The 26,126-nt window shown below is 76.2% G+C and carries 3 protein-coding genes (1 of these 3 only partly in view); all 3 read right to left on the bottom strand.

Annotated elements, in window-relative coordinates:
• Tightly spaced (each overlapping or abutting the next), the 3 genes in view from QWU11_RS38235 to QWU11_RS38225 form a layout consistent with a single transcriptional unit that may run on beyond the window.
• Positions 1-466: the 5' portion of a non-ribosomal peptide synthetase gene (locus tag QWU11_RS38235; RefSeq protein WP_290119427.1), read on the bottom strand. Its footprint begins 4,727 nt before the window's first position; only the first 466 of its 5,193 coding nucleotides appear in the window; the start codon lies at positions 464-466; its stop codon lies beyond the left edge, outside the window.
• On the bottom strand, positions 463-12,165 hold the full coding sequence (locus tag QWU11_RS38230) for a non-ribosomal peptide synthetase (RefSeq protein WP_290119426.1): 11,703 nt from the start codon (positions 12,163-12,165) through the stop codon (positions 463-465). The genes QWU11_RS38235 and QWU11_RS38230 overlap by 4 nt, the downstream gene beginning before the upstream one ends.
• A complete protein-coding gene (locus QWU11_RS38225) occupies positions 12,162-26,126 on the bottom strand; it encodes a non-ribosomal peptide synthetase (protein WP_290119425.1) in 13,965 nt (4,654 codons plus the stop codon). The genes QWU11_RS38230 and QWU11_RS38225 overlap by 4 nt, the downstream gene beginning before the upstream one ends.

The raw sequence follows: 26,126 nt of genomic DNA, 5'->3' as shown, positions 1-26,126 counted from the left end.
GCGCGAGGACGGGCATCGACCAGCCGTCCAGGAGGATGTGGTGGTGGGTGAGCAGAAGCCGGTGCCGGCCGGGCGCGAGGCGGATCAGGACGAACCTCAGCAGCGGCGGCACGGCCGGGTCGAAGCGGCGGTCTCGTTCCTCCTCCGCCACCCGCTCGGCGGCCGCCGCCGGGTCGTCTCCCGCGGCCGGTACGACCACGCGCCACGGCGTCTCGACGCGTACGGGGATGACCTGCACCGCGCCGCCCGACCTGCGCTGGCGGAACCCCGCGCGGAGGTTGGCGTGGCGGTCCAGGAGCGCCGCCGCCGAGGCGGCCAGCACGTCCGCGTCCAGCGGCCCGTCGAGCCGCCAGGCGAACTGGACGGTGTAGACGTCCGGGCCCCGCTCGTCGTAGAGGGAGTGGAACAGCAGGCCCTCCTGCAGGGGCGTGAGCGGCCAGACGTCCGACAGGGCCGAACGGGTCATCGCGAGGTTCCCCCTTCCATCTCCGCGGCGATCTCCTCGAACTCGTCGACCTCGTCCTGGCTCATCGCGGCCAGGAGGTCGGACGGCGTGTGGCCGCCGGAGCCGGGTTCGGCGGTGCGGGCGGTCAGCCCGTCGAGCGCGGCCAGCCAGCCGTCGGCCAGATCGCGGGCGTCCTCGGCGGTGAGGACTCCTTCGGGCCAGTAGAGCGTGACGGTCAGCTCGGGCCCGTCCGGCAGGTCACGGACGTGTGCCAGGACCTCCAGGACGTGGGTGACCGGGACGTCTTCGCCGGCCGCGCCCAGGGCCGTCTCTCCGGCGGGCGTCCAGTCCGCCTCGCCGCGGCTCGCGGTGAAGCGGCCCAGGTAGTTGAAGCCGATCTGGGCGGACGGCAGGGCGGCCAGTTCCGGAGCGGTGCCGGGGCCGAGGTGGCGCAGCAGGCCGTACCCGAGGCCGTCGCCGGGGACCGCCCGGAGCTGCTCCTTCACCCGCTTGACCGCCTCACTCGCGGCCGGCCCGCCCTCACGCACGCCGGAGAAGTCGGTGACGCCCGCGTCCAGGCGTACGGGAAGGACGTTGGTGAACCAGCCGACCGTACGGGACAGGTCGAGGTCGTCGGCGGCCGGCTCGCGGCCGTGCCCCTCCACGTCGACCAGCACGCCGCCGGGGTCCTCGCCCCTCCGGTGGCGCCGTTCGGCGACGGCGACCGCCAGGCCGGTCAGCAGGACATCGTCGACGCCTCCGTGGAAGGCCGCCGGGACGCTCGTCAGGAGCGGCGCGGTCCGCTCGGCGGGCAGGTGCGACGTGACCGAGCGGAGGTTCGCCGCGACGTCGCGCTCCGGGTCGAGCGGGCGCTCGCCCAGCGGCGGTTCGCCGCCGTCGAGCAGGCGTTTCCAGGCGTCGAGCTCGGCGACCTGGCCCGGCTCGTGCGCACGCGCGGCCAGCAGACGCGCCCACCGGCGGAACGACGTCGGCACCGGCTCCAACTCCACCGCACGCCCCTCCGAAGCCGCGCGCCACGCCACCTCCAGATCCGGCACCAGCACCCGCCACGACACACCGTCCACCACCAGGTGGTGGACCACGACCAGCAGACGGCCGGAACCGCCCGCACCGGCGTCCAGCCAGACGACGTCCGTCATGGTCCCGGCGCGAGGGTCGAGCCGGGCGACCGCCGCGCGCGTCTCCCCGGCGACGGCGCGGTCCAGGTCGCCGGACGCGTCCACCCGGCGTACGGCGGCCCTCGTCTCACCGGCCGGCGGGACGATGAGCCCGGACTCGCCGAGGCGGGCCCGCAGCATGTCGTGGTGGTCCAGCACGCCCTGGACCGCGACGGTCAGGGCGTCCAGGCCCAGATCGGCGGGCACGGACAGCACCATCGACTGGGCGTACCGTCCGGCCGGGTCGCCGTGCTCGGCCAGCCAGCACATGATCGGGGTGAGCGGGAGTTCGCCGGTGCCCACGTCCTGCGTGCGGTCCGGCGCGGGCTCGCCCGCCGTGGCCGCGAGCCCCGCCGGGGTCTTGCGGGTGAACACCTCGCGGGGCGTCAGCGTGAACCCGGCACGGCGGGCGCGGGTCACGAGCTGCATCGACATGATGCTGTCGCCGCCCAGGTCGAAGAACGAGTCATCGGCGCCGACACGGTCCAGGCCGAGCACGTCGGCGAACAGGCCGCACATCATCTCCTCGGCGGCGGTCGCGGGCCCGCGACCGGAGACCAGGCCGGCGAAGTCGGGGGCGGGCAGCGCGGCGCGGTCCAGCTTCCCGTTCGGGGTCAGCGGCAGCGCGTCGACCACCAGCACCGCCGCGGGCACCAGGGAGTCCGGCAGGGTCTCGCCCAGGGCGCCGCGGAGCGCGGCCGGGTCGAGCGCGCCGGAGTCGGGGACCGCGTAGCCGACGAGCCGCCTCTCCCCCGTGTCCGCGTGGACGGCCGCCGCGGCCCGGCCGACGCCCGGCAGGGCGGCGAGGGCGGACTCGACCTCGCCCAGCTCGACGCGGAAGCCGCGGATCTTGACCTGGCCGTCCACCCGTCCCTCGTAGACGAGCCGCCCGCCGGCGTCCCAGCGTGCCAGGTCGCCGGTCCGGTACATACGCTCACCCGGCGCGAACGGGCACGCCACGAACCGCTCCGCCGTCAGCCCGGCGCGATCCCGGTAGCCGCGGGCCAGCCCGGCGCCCGCCACGTACAGCTCGCCGACGACGCCTGCGGGCAGCGGTTCGAGCCGTTCACCGAGCACGTACGCGCGGGCGTTCGCGATCGGCCGCCCGATCGGCACCGGCCCGGGTGCCAGAGGGTCGCCGGGGCGGATCCGGTGCTCGACGCAGCCGACGGTGGCCTCGGTCGGGCCGTACTCGTTGACGACGACGCCGTCGTGCCGGTCGCGCCAGTCCTGCACGGGGCCGCTCTGGACGGCGTCGCCGCCGAGGACGAGCTCCTCCGTTGGCGCGGCGGCGTCCGGCAGGACCGGCAGCAGCGCGGGCGTGACCTTGTAGAACGTACGGGCGGGCGCGGTGCCGTCCAGCCCCGCGGCCTCCTCCGCCGCCATGACGTGGACGCGCCCGCCGGAGGTGAGCGCGCCGAACAGAGGTGTCACGGCGAAGTCGAAGGACAGCGGGGCGTTCAGCACCGTCGTGCCGGTGAGCCCGGAGTAGGCGTCGCGGACGTGGGTCACGTAGTTCACCACGGCGCGGTGCTCGACGACGACGCCCTTGGGGGTGCCCGTCGAACCGGACGTGTAGATGACGTACGCCGGATGCGCCGGGGTCAGCGGCGCGACGCGGTCCCGGTCGCCCGGATCGCGATCGGCGGCGCCGGCCGCCTCTCCCACCAGGACGCGGGGGACCTCGCCCGCCGGAAGCCCGGTGCCCTCGGTCGTGACGAGCGCGGCGGGAGCGGCGTCGGCGAGCATGAACGCGATCCGCGCCGCCGGGAGGTCCACGTCGATCGGCAGGTACGCCGCGCCGGCCTTGAGGACGGCCAGCACCGCGACGACCATCTCCGCCGACCGCGGCACCGCGAGGGCGACGACGCTCTCCGGACCGGCGCCCCGGCCGATCAGCTCCCATGCCAGCCGGTTCGCCGCGGCGTTCAGCTCCGCGTACGAGAGCGCGGTGCCCTCGTGGACGACGGCGGTGGCCTCGGGGGTCCGCCGCGCCTGGTCCTCGACCAGCCGGGTCAGGGTGTCACCGGGGATCTCGCGGCCGGTGTCGTTCCACTCGTGGACCAGCCGCCGCCGCTCGCCCGGTTCGAGGACCTCGACGGAGCCGAGCCGCAGCCCGGGCCGCCCGGCCACCTGTTCCAGGACGCGGACGAGCCGTGCCACGATCGTCTCGGCGGTCGCGGCGTCGAACAGCTCGGCGCTGTACTCCAGCCGGCCGGTGATCCCCTCCGCCGAGCCGTCCGCGGAGCGGCGCTCCCAGAGGCTGAACGACAGATCGAACGTGGTCACCCCGGTGCCGGCGCCCTCCGGCCGTACGGCCAGGCCGGGCAGGTCCCACTCCGGCGGCGGGTCGCTCTGGAAGGTCAGCATGGCCTGGAACAGCGGGTGCCGCGCCAGGGAGCGTTCGGGCGCGAGCTCCTCCACGAGCCGCTCGAACGGCAGGTCCTGGTGGGCGTACGCGGCCAGATTCGCCTCACGGACCCGGCCGAGCAGCTCACCGAAGGACGGGTCGCCGGACAGGTCGGCGCGCAGCACCAAGGTGTTGACGAAGAAGCCGACCAGCTCGTCCAGCGCCGGGTCGCCGCGGCCGGCCACCGGGACGCCGAGGGGCACGTCGGTGCCGACCCCGAGGCGGGACAGCAGGGCGGCGAGGCCCGCCTGGACCACCATGAACAGGGTCGCCTCGTGCTCGCGCGCCAGGCGGGTGAGGCGGTCGTGCAGGGCGGCGTCCACCTGCACCGGGACCAGGCCGGCGCGGTGTTCGGACCGGGCCGGGCGGGGGCGGTCGGCGGGCAGCCTCAGCTCGCCGGGCAGCCCGGCGAGGGCCCGCGTCCAGTACGCGAGCTGGTCGCGCAGCACGCCGCCGGACTCCTCCAGCGTTCGCCGCTGCCAGAGCGTGTAGTCGGCGTACTGCACCGGCAGCGGCGCCCAGAGCGGGGCCTCGCCGCGCAGCCGGGCGCGGTAGGCCGCCGACAGGTCGCGTGCCAGCACTCCGAACGACCAGCCGTCGCCGGCGATGTGGTGCACGACCAGCAGTAGCACGTGCTCGTCCGGGCCGGCCGCGAACAGGCGTGCGCGCCAGGGCAGCTCCCGCGCCACGTCGAAGCCGCGGCCGGACTCGGCGGTGAGGCGGCCGGCCAGGTCGCCGCCCGCCGTCTCGGCGTCGAGGCGCGGGCGGCCCGCGTCGCCGCCGAGGACCTGCTGGCGCGGGACGCCGTCGACCTCGGGATAGACGGTGCGCAGGGTCTCGTGCCGGTCCGCGACGTCGCCGAGCGCGGCCTCCAGGGCCTCCCGGTCGAGCCGCCCGCTCAGCCGTACGGCCATCGGGACGTTGTAGGCCGCGCCGCCCTCCAGCCGGCTCAGGAACCACATCCGCAGCTGCGCGAATGACAGGGGCACGACGTCCGGCCGGTCGGCCTTCCGCAGCGTGGCCCTGCCCGGTTCGCCGGACGGCCCGGCCAGGCGCGCCACGGCCGCAGGGGTGGAGGCCTTGAAGAGGCCGCGTACGCCCATCTCCACGCCGAGCACCGCGCGGACGCGGGCGATGACCCGCATCGCCTGCAGGGAGTCGCCGCCGAGGTCGAAGAAGGAGTCGCCGGGGCCGACGTCCTTGCCGAGCACCTCGGCGAACAGGCCGCAGACGACCTCCTCGGCCGGTACGTGTTCCGGGCCTGCCGCGTCCGGGGCGGGCAGCGCGGCGCGGTCCAGGCACCCGCCGGGCGTGAGCGGCAGGTCGCCGACGACCACGACGGCCGCCGGGACCATGGCCTCGGGCAGCTCGTCCAGGAGGGCACGGCGCAGCGCGGCGGGATCCGGCGGCGCGCCGTCCCCGGGCCCGCGGCCGACATAGGCGACGAGGTGACCCTGGGGGTCCTCGCGGGTCGCCATCGGGCCGACGCCGGGCCGCGCCGCCAGCGCGCTCTCGACCAGGGCCGGGACCGGGTCCGCCGAGGGCGCGCGCAGCACCCGGCCGTCGTGGGTCCACCGCGCCCGGTCGCCGGTGCGGTGCATGCGCGCGCCGGGTTCGAACGGGCACGCGACGAACCGCTCCGCCGTACGGGACGGGTCGTCGCGGTGGCCGCGGGCCACGGCGGCGCCCGCGACGTAGAGGTCGCCCACGACCCCGGCGGGTACGGGCCGCAGGCGCTCGTCGAGAACGTAGAGGCGGGTGCCGGCGGCCGGGCGCAGACCCTCGTGGTCGCCGCGCGCCGCGCGGCCGTATGTGCTCGTCAGGCTCCGGCCGGCCGACCAGCGGCGGGCGAGCCACGCCGGGCACGCGCCGGTCACGGCCAGGCTCCGGAGCGCCGGCAGGTCCTCGGCGGGCAGGGCGGCCAGCGCGGACGGAGTGATCCGCAGCCGGCCGATGCCGAGGTCCCTCAGGGCGCGCGCCAGCTCCCCGGCCGAGGACGGCGGACCGGCCGGGATCACGACCGTGTCGCCCGCGGCGAACGCGCCGGCGAGGTCGCCGGGGTCGTGGCCGAGCCACAGGACGCGCCCGGCGGGTTCGGCCTCGGCGGCCGTCAGGTTCGCGTGCGTGACGACGGTGCCCTCGACCGTGACGTGGACGGCGCCGGCCGGACTCAGCGGGACGCCGGGGTCCTCGGCGCGGCGGGCGGCGATCGCGGGATCGTCGAGGGCGATCCGGCCCTCACCGGCCGCCGAGCCGGTGATCGTGGCCCACGCTTCGGACGGTGCTCCGCCCGCGGCCAGGTGGACCCCGCCGGCCTTGGCGACGGCCAGCAGCGCCGTGACCGACGCGATCGACGGGGGTACCGCCACGGCGACGACCCGCTCGGCGCCGATGTCGCGGGCGATCAGCTCGTGGGCGAGGCGGTTCGCGGCGGCGTTCAGCTCCGCGTACGAGATCTCCTCCTCCCCGCAGGCCACCGCGGTCGCGTCCGGGCGGCTGCGTGCCCGGTCCTCGACCAGGCCGGGCAGCGTACGCTCCGGCGCGGGGGCGGCGGCGTTCCAGTCACGCAGGATCCGGCGGCGTTCGGCGGCGTCGAGGACCTCCACCCGCGTCAGCGGCAGCTTCGGGTCCTCGGCCACCTGCTCCAGCACGCGGACGAGCCGCGCCACGATCGCCTCGGCGGTCGCGGCGTCGAACAGGTCGGCGCTGTACTCCAGCTCGCCCACGATCCCCGCGGGAGCGCCGTCGGCGCTGCGCTGCTCGGCGAGGCTGAGCGACAGGTCGAACTTGGCGCCCGCGGTGCCCGCCCGCTCGGGCCGCGTGGCGATCCCGGGCAGGTCCCACACCGTGGGCGGGGCGTTCTGGAAGACGAGCATGACCTGGAACAACGGATGCCGGGCAAGGGAGCGTTCGGGCGCCAGCTCCACCACGAGCCGCTCGAACGGCATGTCCTGGTGGGCGTACGCGGCCAGGTCCGCGGACCGGACCCGGGCGATCGTCTCGACGAAGGTGGGGTCGCCGGACAGGTCGGCGCGGAGCACGAGGGTGTTGACGAAGAAACCGACGAGGTCGTCCAGCGCCTGGTCACCGCGCCCGGCGACCGGGACGCCGATCGGGATGTCGGTGCCGGCACCGAGGCGGGACAGGAGGACCGCGAGGCCGGCCTGGACGACCATGAACAGCGTCGCCTCGTTCTGCCGGGCCACGCGGACGAGCCGGTCGTGCACGCCGGCGTCCACGGCGAGCCGTACGGTGCCGCCCCGGTAGGTGGCCTGCGGCGGCCGGGGGCGGTCGGCGGGCAGGCGAAGCTCGCCGGGCAGGCCGGCGAGCGTCGTGCGCCAGAAGGCGAGCTGCGCGTCGAGCCCGTCGGTGTCACCGTCCGCGGAGAGGACGCTTCGCTGCCAGAGCGTGTAGTCGGCGTAGCGGACCTGCAGCGGAGCCCAGCCCGGCGCGCGTCCGTCCAGCCGCGCCCGGTACGCCGTCGACAGGTCACGGGCCAGGACGCCGAGCGACCAGCCGTCGCCGGCGATGTGGTGCACGACGATGAGGAGGACGTGCTCGCCGGGTCCGGCCGCGAACAGGTGGACCCGCCAGGGCGGCTCGACGCGCACGTCGAAGGCGTGGGCCGCCTCGGCCGCGACGGCGTCCGCGAGGTCCGCGCCGGGCGACGCGACGAGGAGCCCGGGACGGCCCGCCGCGCCGGTGAGGATCTCCTGCCGCGGCACCCCGTCGGTCTCGGGGAAGACGGTCCGCAGCGTCTCGTGGCGCTCGGCCACGTCGGCCAGAGCGGCGCCGAACGCCTCGATGTCCAGGTCGCCGGTCAGGCGTACCGCCAGGGGCACGTTGTAGGCGGACCCGCCCTCCAGCCGGTTGAGGAACCACATCCGCGTCTGGGCGAACGACAGCGGGACCACGGCGGGCAGGTCGCGGCGCTCCAGCACGGGCCGCGCGTCCTTCCGGCCGGCCTCGGCCAGCCGGGCCACGCCGGCGGGCGTGGACGCCGCGAACAGCTCACGGATCTCGATCTCCGCGCCCAGCACCGCCCGCACGCGCGTGATCAGCCGCATCGCCAGCAGGGAGTCGCCGCCCAGCTCGAAGAAGGAGTCCTCAGCGCCGACCCGGCCCACGCCCAGCACGTCGGCGAACAGGTCGCACAGGACCTCCTCGGCCGGCGTCGCCGGCCCGCGGCCCGACACCGCGCCCGCGAAGTCCGGGGCGGGCAGCGCGGCGCGGTCGAGCTTGCCGTTCGGCGTCAGCGGCAGCCGGTCCAGCACCAGGACGGCGGCCGGGACCATGTGACCCGGCAGCCGCTCGCCGGCGTACCGGCGCAGGGTCCGCGCGAGGCCGCCCGCGGCGCGCGAGCGCACCGGGTCGTTCGCGTGGGCGGCCGGGGATCCGGCGTCGTCGTCCCCGGGCAGGTAGTGGCCGGTCGCCTCGCCGTCGCGGGCGAAGATCACGTCGAACGCGCCGTCGTCGCCGGCCGACCAGGTGGGGGCCGCGGAGTAACCGGCCGTCTCACCGGCCGCGCCGAGCTCCTCGGGATCGATCCCCCCGGTGACCTCGGCGCCGCGCAGCGCGGCCAGGTCACCGGCCAGCCGGCCGTTCGGGACGCCGGCGACGCGGACCCGGTCCGGCCGGTCCGCCGTGAGACGTCCGACCAGTTCGGCGATGTCGCGCACCTCGTCGCCCCAGCGGAGGCAGAGGGTCACCGGCTCCGGCCCGGCGTCCCCCTTGCGCAGGACGACGTCGTAGCGGTAGCGGGTCAGCTCGTTGTGGTGCGCACCGCGTTTGAGCCGGACGTCCACGGCGCCGACGCCCTCGGCCGTACGGGCCAGGGCGGTGAAGAACTCCGGGTCGGCCAGGAGCTCCTCCTCGGCGGACACGGCCGCGTCGACGAGCCTGGGCAGCTCAGCGGGGTCGCCCGTACGGGACGCGTGCACGCCGGCCTGGAGGCAGCCCAGCAGCCGCCGGTTGCGCACGTCGCCGACGAACACGGCGCCGCCGGGCACGACCAGGTCCACGGCCCGCCGCAGGACGGTCTCCAGGTAGCCGGCGCCGGGGAAGTACTGGACGACGGAGTTGATGACGACGGTGTCGAAGAAGCCCTCCGGCAGGCCGTCCGTGACGTCTGCGGCCTGCTCGCGCAGCTCGACCCGCCCGGCGAGGTCGTCGTGCCGCGCCACCTGGGCGCGGAGCGCCTCGACCGCCTCGCGGGAGACGTCGGTCCCCCAGTACGCCTCGCACTCGGGTGCGACCTGCGACAGGATCAGGCCGCTGCCCACGCCGATCTCCAGCACCCTGCGGGGCCGGAGCGACCGGATCCGGCCGACGACGGCGTTGCGCCACTCCCGCATCTCCTCCACGGGGATCGCCGACCCGTCGTAGCTGCTGCTCCAGCCGGCGAAGTTCTCCCCGAACGGCGCCGACCCCAGCTCCTGGCGGTAGAGCGTGTCCCACAGCGAGCGCCACTCCTCGACCTGCGCCGCGCCGTCCCCGGCCGGCTCGTCCGCGGGGACGACGTAGCCGACGAGGCGCCGTTCGCCGGGCGTGTCCTCCCGTACGGTGACGGCGGCGCGCGCGATGTCCGGATGGGCGGCGAGGGCGGCCTCGATCTCGCCGAGCTCGATCCGGAACCCTCGCACCTTGACCTGGTCGTCCACGCGGCCGAGAAAGACCAGCCGCCCGCCGGTGTCCCAGCGGGCCAGGTCCCCGGTGCGGTACATCCGCTCGCCGGCGGCGAACGGGCACGCCACGAAGCGCTCCGCCGTCAGCCCGGCGCGGCCCCGGTAGCCCCGCGCCAGCCCGGCGCCCGCGACGTACAGCTCCCCTGCCACGCCCGGCGGCACCGGCCGCAGCGCCGCGTCCAGCACGTACGTCCGCGTGTTCGCGATCGGCCGGCCGATCGGCGGCACGCCCTCGCATCCGTCCAGGTCCATCGCGGTCGACCAGATCGTCGTCTCGGTCGGCCCGTAGACGTTCACCGCGCGCCGCATCAGCCGCGACAGCCGGGCGGGCAGGGCCTCACCTCCGACGACCATCCGCACGTCGCCGAGGCCGAGTTCGGTCTCCAGCAACGCCTGCCACCAGCTCGGCGTCGCCTGGACGACGGTGACCCCCGCCGCACGGATCAGGTCGGCGGACGCGGCCGGATCTCGCACCCGCTCCTTGGTGGCCAGCACCACGGCCGCACCGTTGACCAGCGGGAGGAACAGCTCCAGCGCCGCGATGTCGAACGCCACGGTCGTCACCGCGAGCAGCCGGTCGGCCGGCGTCAGCGGGACCACCTGGTCCATCGCCGCCAGCAGGTTCACCAGCCCCGTCTGCGGGACCACGACGCCCTTCGGCCGGCCCGTCGAACCCGACGTGTAGATCATGTACGCCGGATGCGCCCCCCGCCGCGCCGCGCCCGGCGGGTCGCCGGTGTTCTCCTCGACCGGGTCCGCGCCGGACAGGACGGTGGTCGCGCCGGAGTCGGCGAGCATGAACTCGATGCGCGCTGCCGGATGCTCGCCGTCGACCGGCAGGTACGCCGCACCGGTCTTGGCCACGGCCAGCAGGGCGGTCACCAGCGCGATCGAGCGCGGTATCCGTACCGCCACGACGTGCTCGGGGCCGACGCCCGCGCCGATGAGGTCCCACGCGAGCCGGTTCGCCGCGGCGTTCAGCTCGCCGTAGGAGACGGACTCGTCCTCGCACACCACCGCCACGGCGTCAGGTGACCGGCGCACCTGGCTCTCGAACAGCCCGGCCAGTGTCGTGTCCGGGATTTCGCGGGCGGTGTCGTTCCACTCCCGCAGCACGCGCCGCTTCTCGCCCGCCTCCAGCAGCTCCAGCCGGGCGAGGCGGAGGTCCGGGTCCTCGGCGATCCGTTCCAGGATCCGTACGAGCCGCGCCATGATCAGCTCGGCGCTGGCGGCGTCGAACAGGTCGAGCCGGTGGACGAGCCGCAGCCGCAGCTCTTCGCCGGGGAAGACGACGAGCGTGAGCGGGTAGTGGGCGGCGTCGGTCGCGGCCTCCAGGCCGACCCGCAGGCCGCCCGTCTCCGACGGCGGGCGCCGGGCCGGGTCGAGCGGATAGTTCTCGTAGACGAGCAGCGTGTCGAACAGCTCGCCGAGACCGGCGAGGCGCTGGATGGCCGCGAGGCTCAGGTGCCGGTGTTCGATCAGCGCGGACTGCCGGTCCTGCAGGCCGGTCAGCAGGTCCGCCACGGAGGCGCGCGGATCGAGCCGGGCGCGCGCGGGGACCGTGTTGATGAACAGGCCGAGCATCGTCTCGGCTCCGGGCAGTTCGGGCGGCCGTCCGGCCGCCGTCACGCCGAACACGACGTCCTCACGGCCCGTGAGCTGGCCGACGAGCAGCGCCCACGCGCCCTGGACGACCGTGTTCAGCGTCAGGTCGCGGCGGCGCGCCGCCTCGCGCAGGGCCGCGGTGACGGTCTCGCCGACGCCGGCGACGGCCTCTTCGGGCATCAGCGCGGCCCGCCCGGCGCCGCCGGGCGCGACGAGCACGGGTTCGCCCAGACCGGCCAGCGATGCGGTCCAGGCGTCCTCGGCGGCGCGGCGGTCCTGGCGGCTCAGCCAGGCCAGGTACTCGCGGTACGGCGTCACCGGCGGCAGGCCGCTCGCGTCGCCCCCCGCCGCGTAGATCGTCAGCAGCTCCTGCGCCAGGACGGGGCGGGACCAGCCGTCGAGAAGGATGTGATGGTGCGTCAGCACCAGATGGTGCCGCCCGGGCGCGAGGCGGACCAGCGCGAAGCGCAGCAGCGGCGGCACGGCCAGGTCGAACCGGCGTTCGCGTTCCTCCGCCGCGACCCGCTCCGCCGCGGCCGTGGCCTCGTCCTCGTCTCGCCCGGACAGGTCGACGGTCCGCCAGGGCGTGTCGACGCGCACCGGGATGCCCTGGACCGGATCGCCCGACTTCAGCTGCAGGAAGCCGGCGCGGAGGTTGGAGTGCCGGGCCAGCAGCGCCTCGGCGGAGGCCGCGAGGAGGTCGCCGTCGAGATCGCCGTCCAGCCGCCACACGAACTGCACCGCGTAGACGTCGGGGCCCTGCCGGTCGTACAGGGCGTGGAACAGCAACCCCTCTTGCAGCGGTGTCAGGGGCCACGCGTCCGCCAGTTCCAGGTCGCTCATGTCCGCCGTCCCCAGAGGTTCTCCAGCTCCTCGACCTGGTCCTGGTCCAGCGAGACCAGGTCGAGGTCGGAGGGCGTACGGCCGCCGGCGCCGGGGTCCGCGACGTGCGCGGCCAGCCCGCCGAGCGCGGCGAGCCAGCCGTCGGCGAGCTCCTCCGCGGCCCGTTCGGTGAGGACCCCGTCCGGCCAGAGCAGGGTGAGGGCCAGCTCCGGGCCGCCGTCGCGGTCGCGGACATGCGCGAGGATCTCCACGGCGTGGGTGACCGGAACGTCCTCGTCACCGTCGGAGACCGTCTCCCAGTCCCCGGCGCCGGCGCCGAGACGGCCCAGGTAGGCGAAGCCGATCTGCGGTTCCGGCAGCGCGGCCAGCTCGGACCGCGTTGCGGGGTTGAGGTGACGCAGCAGGCCGTGGCCCAAGCCGTCCCCCGGCAGCGCGCGCAGCTGCTCCTTGACGCGCTTGATCGCCTGGCCCGCGGCGGCTCCCCCGGCGCGGGCCTGGGCGAAGTCGCGTACGCCGGCGTCCAGGCGTACGGGGACGACGCCGGTGAACCGGCCCACGGTCCGCGACACGTCGACGTCGCCGGCGAGCGGCTCCCGGCCGTGGTGTTCGAGGTCGACCAGCACGACGCCGTCGCCGCCCGCGCCGCGCCGGTGCCGCCACTCGGCGATCGCGATCGCGAGGCCGGCCAGCAGGACGTCGTCGACGCCGCCGTGGAAGGCGGCCGGGACGCCGGTCAGCAGCGGCTCGGTGCGGCCGGCGGGCAGGCTCCTGGTGACGGACCGTACGGCCGACGCGCGGTCCCGCCCGGGGTCGGACGGGCGGTCGCCGAGGGTGGGCTCGGCGACGTCGAGAAGCCGTTTCCAGGCGGAGAGCTCGGCGACCTGCCCCGGCTCACGGGCACGTGCGGCCAGCAGGCCCGCCCAGCGCCGGAACGACGTGCCCGCCGGAGCCCGCTCCGCCGGTCCGGTGCCCGAGGCGGCCCGCCAGGCCGCCTCCAGATCGGGCACCAGGACGCGCCAGGAGACGCCGTCCACGACCAGGCGATGGATCACGATCGCCAGCAGCCCGGACCGGCTCGTCCCCGCGTCCAGCCAGCTGACCTGGATCATGACGCCGGTCCGCGGGTTCAGCCGGGCGGCCGCCTCGCGTACCTCGGCCGCCGCCTGGTCCGGGTCGCCGGACGCCGCGACCCGGCGTACGACGGCCTCCGCGTAGGGCGTACCGGGCGGAGGGACGACGAGCGCGGCGTCGCCGAGCCGGGCGCGGAGCATGGCGTGTTGGTCCAGCAGGCGTCGTACCGCCGCCGTCAGGGCCTCCAGCCCCAGGCCGGCGGGCACGCGGAGCACCATCGCCCGGGACAACCGGCCGGTCAGGCCGCCCCGTTCCTCCAGCCGGCGCATGAAGGGCGTCAGGGGGACCTCGCCGGTGCCGGTGTCGTCCGCGGCGGCGCCGGCGCGCGCCGTCTCGGGCACGGCCTCGGCCGCCTCCGCCAGGCCCGCGGGCGTCTTGCGCACGAACACGTCGTGCGGTGTGATCCGCAGCCCGGCGCGGCGAGCACGCGTGACCACCTGCATCGACATGATGCTGTCACCGCCCAGGTCGAAGAAGGAGTCCTCGGCGCCGGCCCGCTCCAGCCCCAGCACCTCGGCGAACAGGCCACAGATAGTCTCCTCCACCGCGGTGGCGGGCTCGCGGCCGGAGACCATCCCGGCGAAGTCGGGGGCCGGGAGCGCGGCCCGGTCGAGCTTGCCGTTCGGGGTCCGCGGCAGCGCCTCGACGATGACCACCGCCGCCGGGACCATGTGGCCGGGCAGCCGGTCGGCGGTCAGCCGCCGCAGTGCGGCCGGGTCGGCGTCGCCGGTCTCGCCGGTCTCGAGTACGACGTAGGCGGCCAGCCGCCGCTCGCCCGGAGCGTCCTCGCGGACCGCGGCGGCCGCCTGCCGCACTCCCGGGTGGGCCGCCAGCACCGCCTCGATCTCGCCCAGCTCGATCCGGAAGCCCCGGACCTTGACCTGGTCGTCCACGCGGCCGAGGCAGGCGAGCCGGCCGTCGGCGTTCCAGCGCGCGAGGTCACCGGTGCGATACATCCGCTCGCCGGCGGCGAACGGGCACGCCACGAAGCGCTCCGCCGTCAGCCCCGCGCGGCCGAGATAGCCGCGCGCCAGCCCGGCGCCCGCGATGTACAGCTCTCCGGCCACCCCGGGCGGAACCGGCCGCAACCAGCGGTCCAGCACGTACACCGCGCCGTTGGCCAGCGGCGTGCCGATCGGTGGCGGCCCGTCCCGGTCGTCCAGGTCCATCGCGGTCGACCAGATCGTCGCCTCGGTCGGGCCGTAGAGGTTCACCGCCACGGCGCCGGCCTCCCGCAGGTCCGCCGCGACTCCCTCGGGCAGGGCCTCCCCGCCGGCCAGCGTCCGGACCCCCCGTACGGCCTCGCGGTCAGCGTCCAGCAGCTCCCGCCACCAGCTCGGCGTCGCCTGCACGACGGTCGCGCCGGACGAGCGGACCAGCTCCGCCGCCGCGGCCGGGTCGCGTACCTGGTCCGGCATGGCGACGACGACCCGGGCGCCGGCGACCAGCGGGAGGAACAGCTCCAGCGCCGAGATGTCGAAGGCGACCGTCGTCACCGCGAGCAGCCGGTCGGCCGCCGACAGCGGGAGCCGGGCGCCCATCGCCGTCAGGAAGCCGGCCAGGCTCCCCTGGGAGATCACGACGCCCTTGGGCCGGCCGGTGGAGCCCGAGGTGTAGATGACGTACGCCGGGTGCTCCGGGGAACGGCCGGCCACGGCGGGGCTCCCGGCGGGCCCGGAGCGGGGGACATGCGCGTCGCCCAGGAGGACTCGCGGCGCGTCGCCGCCGGGCAGGTCCGTCGCTGCGGTGGTGACCACGACGGCCGGACCCGCGTCGTCGAGCATGAAGGCCACCCGCGCCGCCGGATAGTCCGGGTCGACCGGCAGATACGCGGCGCCCGTCTTGGCGACGGCGAGCAGGGCGATGACCGTCTCGGCCGACCGCGGCAGGGCCAGCGCGACGGTCCGCTCCGGGGCGGCGCCCCGGGCGATCAGCTCGTGGGCCAGGCGGTCCGCGGCGGCGTCCAGCTCCGCGTACGAGAGCGAGACGTCCCCGCACACGACCGCGGTGGCGTCCGGGGTCCGGCGCGCCTGCGCCTCGAAGCGGGCGGACAGCGGGGGTTCGGGCGCGGGCCGGGTCGTGGCGTTCCAGCCGGTCAGCACCTGCCGGCGTTCGCCGGCGTCGAGCACGTCCACCCGGCCGAGGCGAAGCTCCGGGTCGGCGGCCACCTGCTCCAGCACGCGGACGAGCCGGGTCACGATCAGCTCGGCGGTCGCGGCGTCGAACAGGTCGGCGGAGTACTCCAGCTCCCCCGCCAGCCCGGCCGGGGCGCCGTCGGGGCCGCGGCGTTCGGCCAGGCCGAAGGACAGGTCGAACTTGGTCGTGCCCGTGCCGGCCGGCTCGGGCTCCACGCTCAGGCCGGGAAGGTTCCAGTCCGGTGGCGGGGCGTTCTGGAAGGCCAGCATGACCTGGAACAACGGGTGCCGGGCGAGGGAACGTTCGGGCGCCAGCTCCTCCACCAGCCGCTCGAACGGCAGGTCCTGGTGGGCGTACGCCTCCAGGTCGGCCGTGCGCACCCGCCGGACGACCTCGGCGAAGGACGGGTCGCCGGACAGGTCGGCGCGCAGCACGAGGGTGTTGACGAAGAAGCCGACGAGGTCGTCCAGCGCCTGGTCGGCCCGCCCGGCGACCGGGACGCCGACCGGGACGTCGGTGCCCGCGCCGAGGCGCGACAACAGCACCGCGAGACCGGCCCGTACGACCATGAACAGCGTCGTCTCCGACCGCCGCGCCACCTCCACGAGCCCGCGGTGCGCCTGCGCTCCGACGTCGATCGGCACCCGGCCGCCGCGGTGGCCGGGCCGTACGGGGCGCGGCCGGTCCGCGGGCAGGGTCAGTTCGCCCGGCAGCCCGGCCAGGGCCTCGCGCCAGTGGGCGAGCTGGTCGCCCAGCAGGTCCTCGAGCAGGTCGCGCTGCCAGAGCGCGTAGTCGGCGTACCGGACCGGCAGCGGAGCCCAGCCCGGCGCGCGCCCCTCCAGCCGCGCCGCGTACGCCGTCGACAGGTCACGGGCCAGGACGCCGAGCGACCAGCCGTCGCCGGCGATGTGGTGCACGACGACCAGCAGCACGTGGTCCCGCGGCCCGGCCGCGAACAGCCGGACCCGCCAGGGCAGCTCGGCGCCGACGTCGAAGGCGCGCGAAGCCTCCGCGGCGACGGCGCCGGCGAGATCCGCCCCGGCCGGGAGCACCTCGACGCCGGGACGGCCCGCCGCGCCGGTGAGGATCTCCTGCCGCGGCACCCCGTCGGTCTCGGGGAACACCGTCCGCAGGGTCGCGTGGCGCTCGGCCACGTCGGCCACCGCGGCGGCCAGCGCCTCGGTGTCCAGGTGCCCGGTCAGGCGTACGGCCATCGGCACGTTGTAGGCCGAACCGCCCTCCAGCCGGTTGAGAAACCACATCCGCGTCTGGGCGAACGACAGCGGGATCACCTCGGGCAGGTCCCGGCGCTCCAGCGCCGGACGCGCAGCACCGCCGGCCTCGGCCAGAAGGGCCACGCCCGCGGGCGAGGACGCCGCGAACAGCTCACGGATCTCGACCTCCGCGCCCAGCACCGCCCGCACGCGGGCGATCAGGCGCATCGCCAGCAAAGAGTCGCCGCCCAGCTCGAAGAAGGAGTCCTCAGCGCCCACCCGCTCCAGGCCGAGAACCTCCCCGAACAGGTCGCACAGCACCTCCTCGGCCGGCGTCGCCGGCCCGCGGCCCGACACGGCGCCCGCGAAGTCCGGGGCGGGCAGCGCGGCCCGGTCGAGCTTGCCGTTCGGCGTCAACGGCAGCCGGTCCAACGCCAGGACGGCGGCCGGGACCATGTGACCCGGCAGCCGTTCACCGGCGAGACGCCGGAGCTCCGCCGGGTCGAGGTCCTCATTCCCGGCCACGTGGGCGACCAGGCGGGGCTCGCCCTCGCCGTGGATCGTCGCGACGGCCTCCGACACGCCCGGCAGGGCGGTCAGTACGGCCTCGACCTCGCCCAGCTCGACGCGGAAGCCGCGGATCTTGACCTGGTGGTCCACCCGCCCGGCGAACGCGAGCGTCCCGTCCGGGGTCCACCGTGCCAGGTCCCCGGTCCGGTACATCCGCTCTCCGGCGGCGAACGGGCAGGCGACGAACCGCTCGGCCGTCAGGCCCGCGCGGCCCCGGTAGCCGCGGGCCAGCCCGGCGCCCGCGACGTACAGCTCGCCGGTGACGCCCACCGGGACGGGCCGCAGCCGTCCGTCGAGGACGTACCCGCGGGTGCCCGCGATCGGCCGCCCGATCGGCGGTGTGCCCGTGCCGGGCTCGCAGTCGGCGTACAGGGCGTCGCCGGTGACCTCGGTGGAGCCGTACAGGTTGACCAGCCTGGACGCGGTCCGGGTCAGCCGGTCGGCCTGGGCTCCGGAGAGCGCCTCGCCGCTGCTCACCAGGCACGGGGACGGCAGCGGCCGGGACGCCAGCTCGGTCAGGAACCCCGGCACGCCGGTGATCAGGCCGACCCGGTGGCGGACGGCCAGTGCGGCGAGCTCGTCCGGGTCGGCGGGGTCGGCGACGACCACGCCCGCGCCGAACAGGAGCGGTCCGAGCAGCTGGGTCGAGCCGTCCACGAAGCTCAGCGACGCCTGCGCGCAGCCGGTCGCCGCCTGGGGGCCGGCGTAGGTCTCGGCGAACCAGGTCAGCCGGTTGACCATCCCCGAGTGGAGCCCGGTGACGCCCTTCGGCACACCCGTCGAGCCGGAGGTGTACAGGACGTAGGCGGGGTGGGCCGGGTGGAGGGGCGCGGTCCGGTCGCCGTCGCCGAGGTCGGTGTCCGGCCGGGCTGCGATCGCCGCGGCGATGCCGGGGGCGTCGAGGACGAGGGCCGGTACCTCGCCCGGCAGCCGGCCCACCGTGTCCTCCGTCGTGAGGAGGACCGCCGGGGCCGCGTCGCCGAGCATGAACGCGACCCGCTTCGGCGGGTAGCCGACGTCGACCGGCAGGTACGCCGCGCCGGTCTTCAGCACAGCGAGGAGGGCGACGACCATCGCGGGAGAGCGCGGCACCGCGAGGGCGACGACCTCCTCGGGGCCGGCGCGGCGGCCGGCCAGCTCGCGGGCGAGCCGGTTGGCGGCGGCGTTCAGCTCCGCGTACGTGAGGGCGGTGGCGCCGTGGACCAGGGCGGTGGCGTGCGGCGTACGGCGCACGCGGTCCTCGAACAGGGCGGGCAGCGTACGGTCCGGGGCGGGCCGGGCCGTCGCGTTCCAGTCCTCCAGCACCTGCCGCCGCTCGGCCGGGTCCAGGACGTCGACGTCGCCGACGCGGCGGCGCGGGTCCGCGGCGACCTGGTCGAGGATCCGCGCGAGCCGGGCGAGGATCCGCCCGGCCGTCTCCGCGTCGAACAGGTCCGGCCGGTAGACCAGCCGGAGCCGCAGCCGGTCGCCGGGGATGACGACCAGCGTCAGCGGGTAGTGCGCGGCGTCCCTGGCCTCGGCCAGGGAGACCGCGAGGCCGGAGGAGGAGTCACCCCCGGCCGGGTCGACGGGGAAGTTCTCGTGGACGAGCAGCGTGTCGAACAGCTCGCCCAGTCCGGCCTGCCGCTGGATCTCCGCGAGGCTCAGGTGCTGGTGGGCGATCAGCCCGGCCTGCCGGTCCTGCAGCGCGGCCAGAGTGCCGGCCACGGAGGCGCGCGGGTCGAGCCGGACCCGCGCCGGGACCGTGTTGATGAACAGGCCGAGCATGGTCGCGGACCCGGAGATCTCCGGAGACCGCCCCGCGACGGTGACGCCGAACACGACGTCGTCGCGGCCGGTGAGCCGCCCGACCAGCAGCGCCCACGCGCCCTGCACGACGGTGTTCAGCGTGAGGTCGTGGCGCCGGGCGCACTCCCGCAGGCCCGCGCCGGCGGCCTCGCCGAGGTCGAGGACCACCTCTTCGGGGACGACCGGGATCCGGGCCGCGTCTCTCGGCGCGACAAGGACGCCCTCCTCCAGCCCGTCGAGCGTCCGCGCCCAGGCCGCCCGCGCCGCGTCGCGGTCCTGACGCGCCAGCCACCGCCGGTACTCCCGCTGGGGGGTGACGGGCGGCAGGCCGCTCGTGTCACCGCCCGCCGCGTACGTGGCGAGCAGCTCCCGCAGGAGGACCGGGACGGACCAGCCGTCCAGCAGGATGTGGTGGTGGGTCAGGACGAGCCGGTGCCGGTCGGGCGCGAGCCGGACGAGCACGAACCTCAGCAGCGGGGGCGCCGCCAGGTCGAACCGGCTCTCGCGCTCCTCGTCCGCGACGCGCCGCGCCCCGGCGAGCGCCTCGTCCTCCGGCGCCCCGGAGAGGTCGGCCTCCCGCCACGGCAGACCGGGACGCGCCGGCACGACCAGCCGTACGTCGCCCGAGGGGAGCTGGGCGAACGCCGAGCGCAGGGACGCGTGGCGCGCCAGGAGCGCCTCGGCGGAGGCGGCCAGCGCCTCCCGGTCGAGCCGCCCACGCAGCTCCCACACGAACTGGACGGTGTAGACGTCCGGGCCCTGCCGGTCGTACAGGGCGTGGAACAGCAACCCCTCCTGCAACGGGGTCGGCGCAGGCTCGTCGTCGCCGGTCTCCGGAACGGCCTCGCCGGCCGGCTCGGTGGCGGCCGAGGCCAGGCCGGCCGGGGTCTTGTGCGTGAACACGTCGCGGGGCGACACCGCCAGCCCTGCCTCGCGGGCGCGCGTGACCAGCCGCATCGAGGCGATGCTGTCGCCGCCGAGGTCGAAGAAGGAGTCCCCGGCGCCGACCCGGTCCAGGCCGAGGACGTCGGCGAACAGGGCGCACATCGTCTCCTCGCCGGGCGTCGCGGGTCCGCGTCCGGACGCCAGGCCGGCGAAGTCGGGCGCCGGCAGCGCCACCCGGTCGAGCTTCCCGTTCGGGGTCAGCGGCAGCGCGCCGACCGGGAGGACCGCCGCGGGCACCATGTACTCCGGCAGCCGCTCACCCGCCAGCCTCCGCAGCTCCGCAGGGTCGGCGCCGGCCCCCTCGGCCGGGACGACGTAGCCGACGAGACGCCGTTCGCCGGGCGTGTCCTCCCGTACGGTCACGGCCGCCCGCGCGACGCCGGGCTGCGCGGCCAGCACGGTCTCGATCTCGCCGAGCTCGATCCGGAACCCCCGGACCTTGACCTGGTCGTCGGCCCGGCCGAGGAAGACCAGCCGCCCGGCGGTGTCCCAGCGGGCCAGGTCGCCGGTGCGGTACATCCGCTCGCCCGGCGCATACGGGCACGCGACGAACCGTTCGGCCGTCAGCCCCGCGCGGCCGAGATAGCCGCGGGCCAGCCCCGCTCCGGCGATGTACAGCTCGCCCGCCACACCGGGCGGCACCGGCCGCAGCGCCGGGTCCAGCACGTACGTCCACGTGTTCGCGATCGGCCGGCCGATCGGCGGCACGCCCTCGCGGCCCTCCAGCTCCATGGCGGTCGACCAGATCGTCGTCTCGGTCGGCCCGTAGACGTTCACGCCCCGCGAGATCGCGCCGGCCAGCGCGGCCGGCAGCGCCTCGCCGCCGACGACCATCCGCACACCCCCGAGGTCCGCGCCGGTCTCCAGGAGCGCCTGCCACCAGCTCGGCGTGGCCTGCACGACGGTCACCCCGGCCGAGCGGATCGCCTCCGCCGAGGCCGCCGGGTCGCGCACCCGCTCCTCGGAGGCCAGCACGACGGCCGCCCCGTGGACCAGCGGCAGGAACAGCTCCAGGCCCGCGATGTCGAACCCGACCGTCGTCACCGCGAAGAGCCGGTCGCCGGGTGTCAGCGGGATCGGGCCGCTCATCGCCGCGAGCAGGTTCACCAGGCTCGCCTGTGAGACGACCACGCCCTTGGGCCGGCCGGTCGAGCCCGAGGTGTAGATCACGTACGCCGGATGCGCGCCGTGCCGCCCCTCGCCCGGCGGGTCGGCCGCCTCGGCTCCGGGCCGTGCCGTGTCTGCCGCCGTGAGCACCACGGACGGGGCGGCGTCCTCCAGCATGAACGCGATCCGCGGCTCCGGATAGCCTCCGTCGACCGGCAGGTAGGCCGCGCCGGTCTTCGCCACCGCCAGCAGCGCCACCACGAGCTCCGCCGAGCGCGGCAGGCGTACCGCCACGATCCGCTCCGGCCCGGCCCCCCGCGCGGACAGGTCCCGCGCCAGCCGGTTCGCCGCGGCGTTCAGCTCGGCGTAGGACAGCGTCACGTCCTCGCACACCAGCGCCACGGCGTCCGGCGACCGCCGTACGCGGTCCTCGAACAGGCCCGCGAGCGTCGCCTCCGGCACCGCGCGCGCCGTGGCGTTCCACTCCTCCAGCACCCGGCGGCGCTCGTCCGCGCCCAGCACCTCCACCCGGCCGACGGGAATCCCGGGGTCGGCCGTCACCTGCTCCAGCACGCGGACGAGCCGCGCCACGATGGCCTCGGCGGTCGCGGCGTCGAACAGGTCGGTGCCGTACTCCAGCCAACCGTGGACACCGGCCGCGGTGCCATCGGCGTCCCGGCGTTCGGCCAGGCTGAAGGACAGGTCGAACGTGGTGCCGGCCGTCCCGGCGTCCACGGGTTCGGCGGTCAGGCCGGGCAGCGCCCAGTCCGCCGGCGGGGCGTTCTGGAAGACCAGCATGACCTGGAACAGCGGATGCCGGGCCAGGGAGCGCTCGGGGGCCAGCTCCTCCACGAGCCGCTCGAACGGCAGGTCCTGGTGGGCGTACGCGGCCAGGTCCGTCGCCCGTACGCGCCCGAGCAGGTCGGCGAAGGACGGGTCACCGGACAGGTCGGCGCGCAGCACCAGGGTGTTGAGGAACAGGCCGACCAGGTCGTCCAGCGTCTGGTCGGCACGGCCCGCCACCGGCACGCCGACCGGGATGTCGGTACCCGCGCCGAGCCGGTACAGCAGCACCGAGAGCGCCGCGCGCACGACCATGAACGGGGTCGCCTCGTTCTCCCGTGCCACGCGGACGATCCGGTCGTGCAGCCCGGGCGGCACGCCGACCGGCACCGTCGCGCTCGTGTGGCCGGCGGTCGCCGGGCGCGGCCGGTCGGCGGGGAGGGTCAGCTCGGCGGGAAGCCCCGCGAGAGCCCGCTTCCAGTACACGAACTGCGCGTCGAACAGGTCCGCCAGGACGCGCCGCTGCCAGAGCGTGTAGTCGGCGTACTGCACCGGCAGCGGCGCCCAGCGCGGCGCCTCGCCGGCCAGCCGGGCCGCGTACGCCGCCGACAGGTCGCGGATGAGCACCCCGAACGACCAGGCGTCCCCGGCGATGTGGTGCATCACCAGCAGCAGGACGTGCTCGGCCGTACCGGTCGCGAACAGCCGGGCCCGCCACGGCGGTCCGGCGCCCACGTCGAACTCCCGCGCGACCTCCGCGGCCAGCGCCTCCGCCAGGCCGGCGCCGGCCGGGACCACGCGCAGGCCGGGCCGGGCGGCCTCGCCCGTAACGATCTCCTGCCACGGTTCCCCGCCGGCGTCGGGGAAGACGGTGCGCAGGCTCTCGTGCCGGTCCGCGACGTCGCCCAGCGCCGCCGCCAGCGCGTCCCGGTCGAGATCACCGGCCAGCCGTACGGCGACCGGCACGTTGTAGGCCGACCCGCCCTCCAGGCGGCTCAGGAACCACATGCGCAGCTGCGCGAACGACAGCGGCAGCCGGTCCGGCCGCTCGCCCCGCTCCGGTGCCGGGCGGGTCCGCCCGGCACCTCGCCCCGCCAGGCGCGCGACGCCCGCGGGCGTCGGAGCGGAGAACAGGTCACGGATCGCCACCTCGGCGTCCAGCACGCCGCGCACGCGGGCGATCAGCCGCATCGCCAGCAGCGAGTCGCCGCCCCGCTCGAAGAACGAGTCCTCGGCGCCCACGCGCTCCAGGCCGAGGACCTCGGCGAACAGTCCGCACACCACGTCCTCGACCGGGGTGGCGGGCCCGCGTGAGGACGCCGTCGCGGCGAGCTCGGGAGCGGGCAGCGCGGCGCGGTCGAGCTTGCCGTTCGGCGTCAGCGGCAGGTCGTCCAGGACGACGACGGCCGACGGCACCAGGTGGCCGGGCAGTCGCAGCACGAGCTCCCGGCGCAGCTCCACCGGGTCGGGCCGGTCCCCGTCCGGGACGACGTAGCCGACCAGCCGCGGCTCCCCCGGCGCGTGCTCCCGCACCGTCACCACCGCGCGGCCCACGCCCGGCAGTGCCGCGAGCGCGGCCTCGACCTCGCCCGGCTCGATCCGGAAGCCCCGGACCTTGACCTGGTCGTCCACCCGGCCCGCGAACACCAGCTCGCCGTCACCGGTCCGGCGGACCAGGTCCCCGGTGCGGTACATGCGCTCGCCGGGGGCGTACGGGCAGGCCACGAAGCGCTCGGCGGTGAGCCCCGCACGGTCGTGGTAGCCGCGCGCCAGCCCGGCGCCGGCGATGTAGAGCTCGCCCTCCACCCCGGCGGGCACCGGGCGCAGCCACCGGTCCAGCACGTACGCGCGCACGTTCGCGATGGGCCGCCCGACGGGGGGCACGCCGGGGACGTCGTCGCCGGTGTACCAGGCGAGGGAGTAGACCGTGGCCTCGGTCGGGCCGTAGATGTTGGCGATCCGGGCGTCCGGCAGTGCCGCGCGCACGTCCGCGACGACCTGCGCGGGCAGCGCCTCGCCCGCCAGCACCACCAGCTCCGCCGTGATGCCCGCGCCCACGGCCCCCTGCTCGATGAGGTGCGCGAAGGCCGACGGCACGCCGCTGACCAGTGTGCCGCCGAAGCCGTTCTCACCCAGCGCCGTCAGGTCCGCGACGATCTCGGCGCATCCGCCGGTGACCAGCGGCGAGAGGATCTCGAACACCGACACGTCGAAGCTCAGCGACGTCGAGGCGGCCACGTGCCGCAGCCGCTCGGGCCCGATGTCGCCGGCCGCCCACGCCAGCAGCGACACGACGCCGCCCCGCGGCACCACGACGCCCTTGGGGACGCCGGTCGAGCCGGAGGTGTAGATCACGTACGCCGGGTGCTCCGGATGCGATGGAACGGTCCGGTCGTGGTCGCCCGGATCGGTGTCCGGCCGGCCGGCCAGCGCGCCGGCCACCGCCGGGTCGTCCAGCACGACGCGGGGGACGTCGCCGCCGGGCACACGCGTGCCGGACGTGGTGACCAGCACCGCCGGGCCGGCGTCGGCGAGCATGAACGCGGTCCGCGCCTCGGGGTAGTCCGGGTCGACGGGCAGGTAGGCCGCGCCGGACTTCAGGACCGCGAGCACGGCGGTGACCAGCGCGGCGGAGCGCGGCAGGGCCAGCGCGACCGTGTGCTCCGGGCCGGCGCCCCGGCCGATCAGCTCGTGGGCGAGGCGGTTCGCGGCGGTGTTCAGCTCCGCGTACGTGAGCGAGTCGTCCCCGCACACGACCGCGGTCGCGTCCGGCGTCCGGCGCGCCTGGGCCTCGAACAGCCCCTGCGGCGAGGACTCCGGCACCGGCCGCGTCGTAGCGTTCCACTCCCGCAGGAGCCGCCGCCGCTCGGCCGGGTCCAGTACGTCCACCGCGCCGAGCCGCAGCGCGGGATCGGCCGCCACCTGCTCCAGCACGCGGACGAGCCGCGCCACGATCGCCTCGGCGGTCGCGGCGTCGAACAGGTCGGTGCTGTACTCCAGCTCGCCCTCGATGCCCATCGGCGCGCCGTCGGGGCTGTGCCGCTCGGCCACGCCGAACGACAGGTCGAACTTGGCCCCCGCCACCGCGACGTCGGCGGGGTCGACGTCCAGGCCTGGCAGCTCCCACATCGCCGGTGGGGCGTAGTGGAACGCCAGCATCACCTGGAACAGCGGGTGCCGCGCCAGGGAGCGTTCGGGCGCGAGCTCCTCCACGAGCCGCTCGAACGGCAGGTCCTGGTGGGCGTACGCGGCCAGATTCGCCTCACGGACCCGGCCGAGCAGCTCACCGAAGGACGGGTCGCCGGACAGGTCGGCGCGCAGCACCAAGGTGTTGACGAAGAAGCCGACCAGCTCGTCCAGGACCTGGTTCTCCCGGCCGGCCACCGGGACCCCGATCGGGACGTCCGTGCCGGCGCCGAGGCGTGAGAGCAGCACCGCCAGGCCGGCCTGCAGGACCATGAACAGGGTCACGCCGCTCCGCCGGGCGACCTCGCCCAGCCGCGCGTGCGCCGCCGGCCCGATCCGTACCGGGACCAGGGCCCCCCGGCGGCCGGCCCGCGCCGGGCGGGACCGGTCCAGCGGCAGGTTCAGCTCGGCGGGCAGGCCCGCCAGCGCCGTACGCCAGTGGGCGAGCTGGTCGGCGAGCAGCCCGTCGAGCAGCGCGCGCTGCCAGAGAGCGAAGTCGGCGTACTGGACGGGCAGCGGATCCCAGTCCGGCTCCCGGCCTCCGAGGCGCGCGGCGTACGCGGCGGACAGGTCGCGCGCGAGCACGCCGAACGACCAGGCGTCGCCGGCGATGTGGTGCATGACCAGCGACAGCACGTGCTCACGTGCGCCGAGCACGAACAGCCGCACCCGCCACGGCAGGTCGCGGCTCACGTCGAACTCACGCGCGGCCTCGTCCGCGACGAGACCCGCCAGGTCGTCGCCCGGCCCCACCGGCACGGCCGTGAGCTCCGGGCGGCTCGCGGCACCGGTGAGGATCTCCTGCCGAGGGACGCCACCGGTCTCGGGGTAGACCGTGCGCAGGGTCTCGTGCCGGTCCGCGACGTCGCAAAGGGCGGCGGTCAGGGCCTCCCGGTCGAGGTCACCCCTCAGCCGTACGGCCACCGGGACGTTGTAGGCCGCGCCGCCTTCGAGGCGGTTCAGGAACCACATGCGCTGCTGGGCGAATGACAGGGGGAGGGGGTCCGGCCGGCCGGCACGGGCGAGTGCCGGGCGGTCGGCGGCCCGCGCCACGCGCACCGCACCGGCCCGACGGCGACGTCGCTCCGCCTCGCCGGTCAT

Source organism: Actinomadura sp. DC4, assembly GCF_030406325.1.
In the GTDB taxonomy this organism is placed as follows: Bacteria; Actinomycetota; Actinomycetes; order Streptosporangiales; family Streptosporangiaceae; genus Actinoallomurus.
This window is presented reverse-complemented; position numbering and strand designations above follow the sequence as displayed.